Consider the following 9659-nt stretch of genomic DNA (forward strand, 5'->3'; position numbering starts at 1 on the left):
GCGGCAACGCCCCAAACTCATCCCATCCCAATTTGTAAGGACGCAAAATGAACCAGGAAATTACCAATAACCCGTTCAACCCGCTGACGCCGCCTAAGGTCTTTGACGAGATCAAGGTCTCATTGGCCAGCCCGGAACGGATCCTCTCTTGGTCTTATGGCGAGATCAAGAAACCCGAAACCATCAACTACCGGACGTTCAAACCCGAACGTGACGGTCTGTTCTGCGCGCGTATCTTTGGCCCGATCAAAGATTACGAATGTCTGTGCGGTAAATATAAGCGGATGAAATATCGCGGCGTTGTCTGCGAGAAATGCGGTGTGGAAGTCACCCTGCAGAAAGTCCGCCGCGAGCGTATGGGTCATATCGAGCTGGCCGCGCCCGTCGCACACATTTGGTTCCTGAAATCGCTGCCGTCCCGCATCGGTCTGATGCTGGACATGACGCTGCGCGATCTGGAACGCGTTCTGTACTTTGAAAACTATGTCGTCATCGAGCCCGGTCTGACCGACCTCTCCTATGGTCAGATGCTGACCGAAGAAGAGTTCATGGACGCGCAGGATGCCTATGGCATGGACGCGTTCACCGCGAACATCGGTGCCGAAGCTATCCGTGAGATGCTGGCCCAGATCGATCTGGAAGCCGAAGCCGAACAGCTGCGTGCTGATCTGGCCGAAGCAACCGGTGAACTGAAGCCCAAGAAGATCATCAAGCGTCTGAAGGTTGTTGAATCCTTCCTTGAGTCGGGCAACCGGCCTGAGTGGATGGTGATGACCGTGATCCCGGTGATTCCGCCGGAACTGCGTCCGCTGGTTCCACTGGATGGTGGTCGTTTTGCGACTTCGGATCTGAACGATCTGTATCGCCGCGTCATCAACCGGAACAACCGTCTGAAGCGTCTGATCGAACTGCGCGCACCTGACATCATCGTCCGCAACGAAAAGCGGATGCTGCAGGAATCCGTCGATGCTCTGTTCGACAATGGCCGTCGTGGTCGCGTGATCACTGGTGCCAATAAGCGTCCACTGAAATCGCTTTCGGACATGCTGAAGGGTAAGCAGGGTCGCTTCCGTCAAAACCTTCTGGGTAAGCGCGTCGACTTCTCGGGCCGTTCGGTCATCGTGACCGGTCCGGAACTCAAGCTGCACCAGTGTGGTCTGCCCAAAAAGATGGCGCTGGAACTGTTCAAGCCGTTCATCTACTCGCGCCTTGAAGCCAAGGGTCTGTCTTCGACCGTGAAACAGGCGAAGAAACTGGTCGAGAAAGAGCGTCCCGAAGTGTGGGATATCCTCGACGAGGTGATTCGCGAACACCCTGTCATGCTGAACCGTGCGCCGACACTGCACCGTCTTGGCATTCAGGCGTTTGAACCGGTTCTGATCGAAGGTAAAGCCATCCAGCTGCACCCGTTGGTCTGTTCGGCCTTTAACGCCGACTTCGACGGTGACCAGATGGCCGTTCACGTCCCGCTGAGCCTTGAGGCCCAGTTGGAAGCGCGTGTTCTGATGATGTCGACGAACAACGTTCTGTCGCCAGCAAACGGCGCGCCGATCATCGTTCCTTCGCAGGATATGATTCTGGGTCTGTACTATGTGACCCTGGAACGCGAAGGCATGCCAGGCGAAGGCAAGGTCTTTGGCTCTATCGACGAAGTTCAGCACGCGCTGGACGCCGGTGAAGTGCATCTGCACACCAAGATCACTGCGCGGATTACTCAGATCGACAGTGAAGGCAATGAAGTTCAACAGCGGTTTGAGACCACTCCGGGCCGAGTGCGCCTGGGTGCTCTGCTGCCGATGAACAACAAGGCCCCGTTCGAACTGGTCAACCGTTTGCTGCGGAAGAAAGAAGTGCAGCAAGTGATCGACACCGTCTACCGTTACTGCGGTCAGAAAGAGTCGGTCATCTTCTGTGACCAGATCATGTCGATGGGCTTCAAGGAAGCGTTCCGCGCCGGCATCTCGTTCGGTAAGGACGACATGGTGATCCCGGATGACAAATGGGGCATCGTCGATGAAACCCGTAGTCAGGTGAAGGATTTTGAACAGCAGTACATGGACGGCCTGATCACTCAGGGTGAAAAGTACAACAAAGTTGTTGATGCCTGGTCGAAGTGTAACGATCGTGTAACCGAAGCGATGATGAGCACGATCTCATCTTCGGATCGGGCAGAGGACGGGTCTGAAAAGGAACCGAACTCGGTCTACATGATGGCCCACTCGGGCGCGCGTGGCTCGGTCACTCAGATGAAACAGCTGGGCGGTATGCGCGGCCTGATGGCCAAACCAAACGGTGACATCATCGAGACGCCGATCATCTCGAACTTCAAGGAAGGTCTGACCGTTCTTGAATACTTCAACTCGACCCACGGCGCCCGTAAGGGTCTGTCGGATACTGCTCTGAAAACGGCGAACTCGGGTTACCTGACCCGTCGTCTAGTGGACGTGGCACAGGACTGCATCGTGCGTGAGCTCGATTGTGGAACCGAGCGTGCGATCACTGCGGAAGCCGCGGTAAACGACGGTGAAGTTGTTGCTTCGCTAGCCGAACGTGTGCTGGGCCGTGTCTCTGCCGATGACGTTCTGCGTCCCGGCACCGATGAGGTTCTGGTCGCAGCGGGTCAGCTGATCGACGAACGTATGGCTGACATCATTGATGAGGCCGCTGTTGCGTCGATGCGGATCCGTTCGCCTCTGACCTGTGAGTCCGAGGAAGGCGTCTGTGCAACCTGCTACGGTCGTGACCTTGCACGCGGTACTATGGTCAACACGGGTGAGGCTGTCGGCATCATCGCCGCCCAGTCCATCGGTGAACCCGGTACGCAGCTGACAATGCGGACCTTCCACATCGGTGGTGTTGCGCAGGGTGGTCAGCAGTCGTTCCAGGAAGCCAGCCACGACGGTGTCGTTTCGTTTGAGAACCCGCAGATCCTGGTCAATTCCGCGGGCGAAAGCCTGGTCATGGGCCGGAACATGAAGATGGTGATCAAAGACGAACATGGCGAAGAGCGTGCCAACCACAAGTTGGGTTATGGCTCGAAGCTGTTCGTCAAGGATGGCACCAAGGTGAACCGTGGCGACAAGCTGTTCGAATGGGATCCTTACACCCTGCCGATCATCGCCGAAAAGTCCGGTACCGCGAAATATGTTGATCTGGTTTCGGGCATTGCTGTCCGCGACGTGACCGACGATGCAACCGGTATGACCCAGAAGATCGTGATCGACTGGCGCGCGGCCCCCAAAGGCAGCGACCTCAAGCCTGAGATCATTCTGGTTGGCGAAGATGGCGAACCGGTCCGTAACGATGCGGGCAACCCGGTTCACTATCCGATGTCGGTGGATGCGATCCTGTCGATCGAAGACGGTCAGCAGATCGAAGCTGGTGAAGTTGTCGCGCGTATCCCGCGTGAAGGTGCCAAGACCAAGGACATCACCGGTGGTCTGCCGCGCGTTGCCGAACTGTTCGAAGCCCGTCGCCCGAAAGATCACGCGATCATCGCAGAAGCCGATGGTTACGTGCGCTTTGGTCGCGACTACAAGAACAAGCGTCGCATCAGCATCGAACCGGCTGACGAGTCCATGGAGACCATCGAGTATATGGTGCCCAAGGGTAAGCACATCCCGGTTGCAGAAGGTGACTTCATCCAGAAGGGTGAATACCTGATGGACGGTAACCCGGCCCCGCATGACATCCTGTCCATCATGGGTGTCGAAGCGCTGGCGGATTACATGATCGACGAAGTGCAGGATGTTTATCGTCTGCAGGGCGTGAAGATCAACGACAAGCACATCGAAGTGATCGTGCGCCAGATGCTGCAGAAGTGGGAGATCCTGGATTCAGGTGACACCACCCTGCTGAAAGGCGAACATGTCGACAAGCAGGAGTTCGACGCGGCCAACGAGAAGACCCTCGCCCGCGGTGGACGTCCGGCTCAGGGCGAGCCGATCCTCTTGGGGATCACCAAAGCCTCGCTGCAGACGCGTTCGTTCATCTCGGCGGCGTCGTTCCAGGAAACCACACGGGTTCTGACCGAGGCTTCGGTTCAGGGCAAGAAAGACAAGCTGGTTGGCCTGAAAGAGAACGTGATCGTCGGTCGTCTAATCCCTGCCGGTACCGGTGGCGCAACGCAAAGCGTACAGCGCGTCGCGCAGTCGCGTGACAACGTTGTCATCGAAGCCCGCCGGGAAGAGGCCGAAGCCGCCGCTGCTCTGGCTGCGCCGATGATGGATGACGATATGGTCGGGGATGAGCTGGATGTTCTGGTGGAAACACCGGAAAGTCGCGAATAAGCGATCCTAAATTCCAAAGATCAGGCCCCGCGATTTCGCGGGGCCTTTTCATTTCAGGCTCGGGTGTGGCTCTGCATGAAGCGCCATTGGAAATGTCATGCTAGCAGAGCATTGGCGGGCGGAGCCATATTGACATCTCTTTCTTGAACGCCGCCAAATGCACCTCGTGGCCAAATGCGGAGTTCAAAAAGAGTGACGCCGAATTTCAGGGGTGCTTTGCTGATGATGGGCAGCATGGCTGCCTTCACCATCAATGACACTTTGATCAAGGCCGCCGGAGCCCAGATACCGCTGTTTCAGATGGTTGCCATCCGCGGGGTTTTGGCGACCATTCTGGTGTATCTTCTGGCACGGTACTATGGGGCGTTGCATCTGAACTTTCCGCGTCATGACAAGTGGTTGGTCGCGGCACGCTGTCTCGCCGAATTGTTGGCAACAATTTTCTTTTTGGTCGCGCTGCTTCATATGCCGTTGGCAAACGTGACGGCCATTCTGCTGGCCTTGCCATTAACCGTAACACTTGGAGCCGCGTTGTTTTTTCAAGAGTATATCGGTTGGCGTCGGATTCTTGCCATCGTTTTCGGGTTCGCCGGTATGTTGCTGATCGTTCGCCCGGGCACGGACGGTTTCAGCATCTACGCGATATATGCTTTGATCGCAGTTGCTTCGGTAACTGCCCGGGATTTGATTACGCGACGCATGTCGGTGCATGTGCCATCACTTGCAGTAACGCTGGCAACAACCGCGACGATTACATTGACGGCGGTTCTTGTCACCTCTGTCTCGGGCTGGGTTCCGGTTCCGGCAGCCGCCGGTTCGATGGTAGCGTGTGCTGCGGTCTTTGTTCTGACGGGATATTTGTTCAGCGTCATTGTCATGCGCGCTGGTGAGATCGGCTTTATCGCGCCGTTTCGTTATTCCAGTCTGATCTGGGCGTTGGGTTTGGGCTGGGCCGTATTTGGGGACTGGCCCGACAGGATTACGATGGCGGGGGCGGCCTTAGTGGTTGGGGCAGGAATGTTCATGCTGTTCCGTGAAAGGACTCGTCAATCTGCCGAATGAATGCGGCGAACGGCGTCCTGGTCGATGGCGAACCGTGCGATGAATTCGCCTTCCTGTTCAGAGGTTAGGGGGGACAGCTCGGTCCTACTGTTTCGCGCATGCGGAGAATCGTTGAACTGGTTAAGCGTGCGGACCCACATAGGTGCATCCGGATAGCTGATAACGGGCATGAAATTTCCGATCCGGTGATGTGCGAAATTCATGATCGTCAAGTCACTCCCCCCGGCGGAGTACATCGCAAAGCCCACCCCCAACAAAGGTTGATACACCTGTGCGGCCCGAATACCGCCCGCATCGAAACGGGCCAGGAACCCCTGATTGTAGTCAATCGCAACGGTTCTGTGGTTCCGCATTAAGCCCTGACCCTCATCTGCGGCGATGCGCAAGCGCTCAACGAAATCGACCGAAACCGCATCGTCATCATCGTGGCGGAACTGGATGCAGGGGGCGTCCGGTTTGGTGCGTGCTGAATTCAGGATTTCCTTCATGACCCTGCGATGACGCTTTGGTTCGCGTGCGATGATCTGTACCTGAGGCATGCCCGCTGTTAAGTCGTAAAGACGTTCGCGTGCTGGGTTTGGCAGGCATTCACCGATCACGATGAGAAACTGAAAATCCTCGTCGGTTTGCTCTTTTATGCAGGGCAGAGAGGTGGTTTCGAACAGGCGAAACCGCTCTTCCAGCCGGTCAGGTTGATACAGATAGGAGCGCCGGTCCTCGATCGTTTCGTGTTCGATCTGAAAGCCGCCATGGGCGGGATAGGAAAAACGACACAGGCCAAGTATTTGCATGATTCATCCGTGGTCCAGACCAATGGGCTGACTATGCCTGCACGGACCTGTTCCTGCAACGGGCGGTAAGACTGGATGAGCTTTGGTTCCAGCGCGAAACGGCCTGATGTGGAACGGATCAGCTGTACTGTTGACACTGGGTCCGACTCCCCCTATTACGCGCCACATCTCGGTACCGGGGGCCGCCCCAAAACCGATTTCAGTAATGAACTGGTCAAGGCCCGAGCTCTTTTATCGTTCGCGCCCTCTGATAACAAACCGCGACGTTCACCTCGGAATGGGAACGCTCGCGGGTTTTGCGCTTGTGGACGCACGAGTGCAGCGAATTTAACCGCACGCATCACGCGTGCATGTCATGTGTGTTGCAAAACGGGGATATAACCGGAATGCCAACGATCCAACAGCTGATCCGCAAGCCGCGGCAGCCGAAAGTAAAACGCTCGAAGTCCATGCACCTGGAGCAGTGCCCGCAGAAACGCGGCGTCTGCACACGTGTTTACACAACCACACCGAAAAAGCCGAACTCGGCGATGCGTAAGGTTGCCAAGGTGCGCCTGACCAACGGGTTCGAGGTGATCTCGTACATCCCCGGTGAAAGCCACAACCTGCAGGAACACTCGGTTGTTCTGATCCGTGGCGGCCGTGTAAAAGACCTTCCCGGTGTCCGTTATCACATCCTGCGTGGTGTTTTGGATACCCAAGGCGTCAAAGACCGTAAGCAACGTCGTTCGAAGTACGGCGCGAAGCGTCCCAAATAAGAAGGAGAGGCTGATATGTCACGTCGTCACGCCGCCGAAAAACGCGAAGTCCTGCCTGACGCCAAATTTGGCGACAAGGTACTGACCAAATTCATGAACAACCTGATGATCGACGGTAAAAAGTCGGTTGCAGAGCGCATCGTCTACAACGCATTTGACCGCGTTGAAGGCAAGATCAAGCGCGCACCCGTCGAAGTGTTCCACGAAGCGCTCGACAACATCAAGCCGTCCGTCGAGGTTCGCTCGCGCCGGGTTGGTGGTGCAACCTATCAGGTTCCGGTCGAAGTGCGCCCCGAGCGCCGCGAAGCACTGGCCATCCGTTGGCTGATCACTGCTGCGCGTGGCCGCAACGAAAACACCATGGAAGAACGCCTCGCCGGCGAACTGCTGGACGCCGTACAGTCCCGCGGTACCGCCGTTAAGAAGCGTGAAGACACCCACAAGATGGCCGAGGCGAACAAAGCCTTCAGCCACTACCGTTGGTAATTCCAGAGGCTTATTGAAATGGCACGCGAATATACACTCAACCATTACCGTAACTTCGGTATCATGGCGCATATTGATGCGGGTAAAACGACCTGCTCGGAACGCATCCTGTACTACACCGGCAAATCCCACAACATCGGTGAGGTGCACGACGGTGCAGCCACCATGGACTGGATGGAGCAGGAGCAGGAACGCGGGATCACCATCACCTCGGCTGCGACAACCACTTTCTGGGAACGCACTGAAGACGGTGAAACTGCTGACTCGCCCAAGCACCGCCTGAACATCATCGACACCCCCGGCCACGTTGACTTCACCATTGAAGTTGAGCGTTCGCTGGCGGTTCTCGACGGTGCCGTCTGCGTTCTTGACGCAAACGCCGGTGTTGAACCTCAGACCGAAACCGTGTGGCGTCAGGCTGACCGCTATAAGGTTCCGCGGATGGTGTTCGTCAACAAGATGGACAAGATCGGCGCGGACTTCTTCAACTGCGTTGCAATGATCGAAGACCGTACCGGCGCACGTGCTGTTCCGGTTGGTATTCCGATCGGCGCAGAGACCGAGTTGGAAGGCCTGATCGACTTGGTGACCATGGAAGAATGGCTGTGGCAGGGCGAAGACCTGGGCGCAAGCTGGGTCAAAGCACCGATCCGCGACAGCCTGAAGGACATGGCTGACGAATGGCGCGGTAAAATGGTCGAAGCGGCCGTCGAAATGGACGACGACGCGATGATGGAATACCTGGAAGGCAATGAGCCCGACGTTCCAACCCTGCGCGCCCTGCTGCGCAAAGGTACTCTGGAAATCGCGTTTGTTCCGGTTCTGGGTGGTTCGGCGTTCAAAAACAAAGGTGTTCAGCCACTGCTGAACGCTGTGATCGACTACTTGCCCAGCCCGCTGGACGTTGTCGATTACATGGGCTTCAAACCCGGTGACGAAGAAGAAACCCGTAACATCGCCCGCCGTGCGGATGATGATATGGCGTTCTCGGGTCTGGCGTTCAAAATCATGAACGACCCCTTTGTTGGCTCGCTGACCTTTACCCGCATCTACTCGGGCACTCTGTCCAAGGGCGACACGCTTCTGAACTCGACCAAGGGTAAGAAAGAGCGTATCGGCCGGATGATGATGATGCACTCGAACGAACGTGAGGAAATCACCGAAGCGTTCGCGGGCGACATCATTGCGCTGGCAGGTCTGAAAGACACCACCACGGGCGACACTCTGTGTTCGACCGGCGATCCGGTGGTTCTGGAAACCATGACCTTCCCCGATCCGGTGATCGAGATCGCGGTTGAGCCGAAAACCAAGGCTGACCAGGAAAAAATGAGCCAGGGTCTGGGCCGTTTGGCCGCCGAAGACCCGTCCTTCCGTGTGGAAACTGATCTGGAATCGGGTCAGACCATCATGAAGGGCATGGGCGAACTTCACCTGGACATCCTGATTGACCGTCTCAAGCGTGAATTCAAGGTTGAAGCGAATATTGGTGCGCCGCAGGTGGCCTATCGCGAAACCATCGGTCACGAAGCCGAGATCGTTTACACCCACAAGAAACAGTCGGGTGGTTCGGGTCAGTTCGCTGAGGTGAAGATGATCATCACCCCAACAGAGCCGGGCGAAGGTTATTCGTTCGAATCTCGTGTTGTTGGTGGTTCGGTGCCCAAGGAATACATCCCGGGCGTTGAAAAAGGCATCAGATCCGTCATGGATAGCGGCCCGCTGGCTGGCTTCCCTGTGATCGACTTCAAGGTTGCCCTGATCGAAGGTAAATACCACGACGTGGACTCTTCGGTTCTCGCCTTTGAGATCGCGGCGCGTATGGGTATGCGTGAAGGCATGCGCAAAGCGGGTGCGAAACTGCTTGAGCCGATCATGAAGGTCGAAGTGATCACTCCGGAAGAATATACCGGCGGTATCATTGGTGACCTGACATCGCGTCGGGGACAGGTTTCTGGGCAGGAAAACCGTGGCAACGCCATCGCGATTGACGCGTTTGTGCCGCTGGCCAACATGTTCGGTTACATCAACACTCTGCGTTCGATGTCGTCGGGCCGCGCCCAGTTCACCATGCAGTTCGACCACTACGATCCGGTTCCGCAGAACATCTCGGACGAGATCCAGGCGAAATACGCATAAGCGAAGATTTGAGGGAGCTCGATTAGCGGGCTCCCTTCATTACCGATAAAGGAGGCCATCATGGCAAAGGAAAAGTTTGAGCGTAATAAGCCGCACGTCAACATTGGCACGATTGGGCACGTTGACCACGGCAAGAC

6 protein-coding genes are annotated in these 9659 nt (G+C 56.5%); 5 read left to right on the forward strand and 1 reads right to left on the reverse strand.

The genetic code is table 11. The features are described 5' to 3' along the window. Window positions 1–47: 47 nt before the first annotated feature. Together rpoC and AC2FH9_RS14910 are read left to right on the forward strand one after the other, a co-directional pair. Window positions 48–4289 (forward strand): DNA-directed RNA polymerase subunit beta', encoded by a 4242-nt coding sequence (gene rpoC / locus AC2FH9_RS14905; protein WP_271949832.1) that lies wholly within the window; start codon window positions 48–50, stop codon window positions 4287–4289. Between the two features lie 174 nt (window positions 4290–4463). Continuing rightward, window positions 4464–5351 carry a DMT family transporter gene (locus tag AC2FH9_RS14910; RefSeq protein WP_281995386.1) on the forward strand — a complete coding sequence of 296 codons (888 nt, stop codon included), beginning with the start codon at window positions 4464–4466 and terminating at the stop codon, window positions 5349–5351. On the opposite strand, the gene AC2FH9_RS14915 is transcribed toward AC2FH9_RS14910, so the two are convergent. Continuing rightward, on the reverse strand, window positions 5336–6142 hold the full coding sequence (locus AC2FH9_RS14915; protein WP_496872048.1) for a putative rhamnosyl transferase: 807 nt from the start codon (window positions 6140–6142) through the stop codon (window positions 5336–5338). The genes AC2FH9_RS14910 and AC2FH9_RS14915 overlap by 16 nt on opposite strands. Window positions 6143–6528: 386 nt before the next feature. Between AC2FH9_RS14915 and rpsL the strand changes: the two genes are divergently transcribed. The 3 genes from rpsL to fusA are packed head-to-tail and all read left to right on the forward strand — an operon-like array spanning window position 6529 to window position 9522. Beyond that, the gene (gene rpsL, locus AC2FH9_RS14920) at window positions 6529–6900 is read left to right on the forward strand and encodes a 30S ribosomal protein S12 (RefSeq protein ID WP_005621086.1); all 372 of its coding nucleotides are present in this window, start codon (window positions 6529–6531) and stop codon (window positions 6898–6900) included. Between the two features lie 15 nt (window positions 6901–6915). Continuing rightward, complete coding sequence (gene rpsG, locus AC2FH9_RS14925) at window positions 6916–7386, forward strand: 30S ribosomal protein S7 (protein ID WP_008756926.1); 471 nt, start codon at window positions 6916–6918, stop codon at window positions 7384–7386. An 18-nt stretch (window positions 7387–7404) separates the two neighbouring features. Next, a complete protein-coding gene (fusA, locus tag AC2FH9_RS14930) occupies window positions 7405–9522 on the forward strand; it encodes an elongation factor G (protein WP_496692464.1) in 2118 nt (705 codons plus the stop codon). Window positions 9523–9659: the final 137 nt, after the last annotated feature.

This window comes from Ruegeria sp. CDSC081 (assembly GCF_059610485.1).

Excerpts from the sequence above, each read along its gene's own strand:
- rpoC (WP_271949832.1), top strand. The coding sequence starts at position 48 with ATGAACCAGGAAATTACCAATAACCCGTTCAACCCGCTGACGCCGCCT.
- AC2FH9_RS14910 (WP_281995386.1), top strand. The coding sequence starts at position 4,464 with ATGCGGAGTTCAAAAAGAGTGACGCCGAATTTCAGGGGTGCTTTGCTG.
- AC2FH9_RS14915 (WP_496872048.1), bottom strand. The coding sequence starts at position 6,142 with ATGCAAATACTTGGCCTGTGTCGTTTTTCCTATCCCGCCCATGGCGGC.
- rpsL (WP_005621086.1), top strand. The coding sequence starts at position 6,529 with ATGCCAACGATCCAACAGCTGATCCGCAAGCCGCGGCAGCCGAAAGTA.
- rpsG (WP_008756926.1), top strand. The coding sequence starts at position 6,916 with ATGTCACGTCGTCACGCCGCCGAAAAACGCGAAGTCCTGCCTGACGCC.
- fusA (WP_496692464.1), top strand. The coding sequence starts at position 7,405 with ATGGCACGCGAATATACACTCAACCATTACCGTAACTTCGGTATCATG.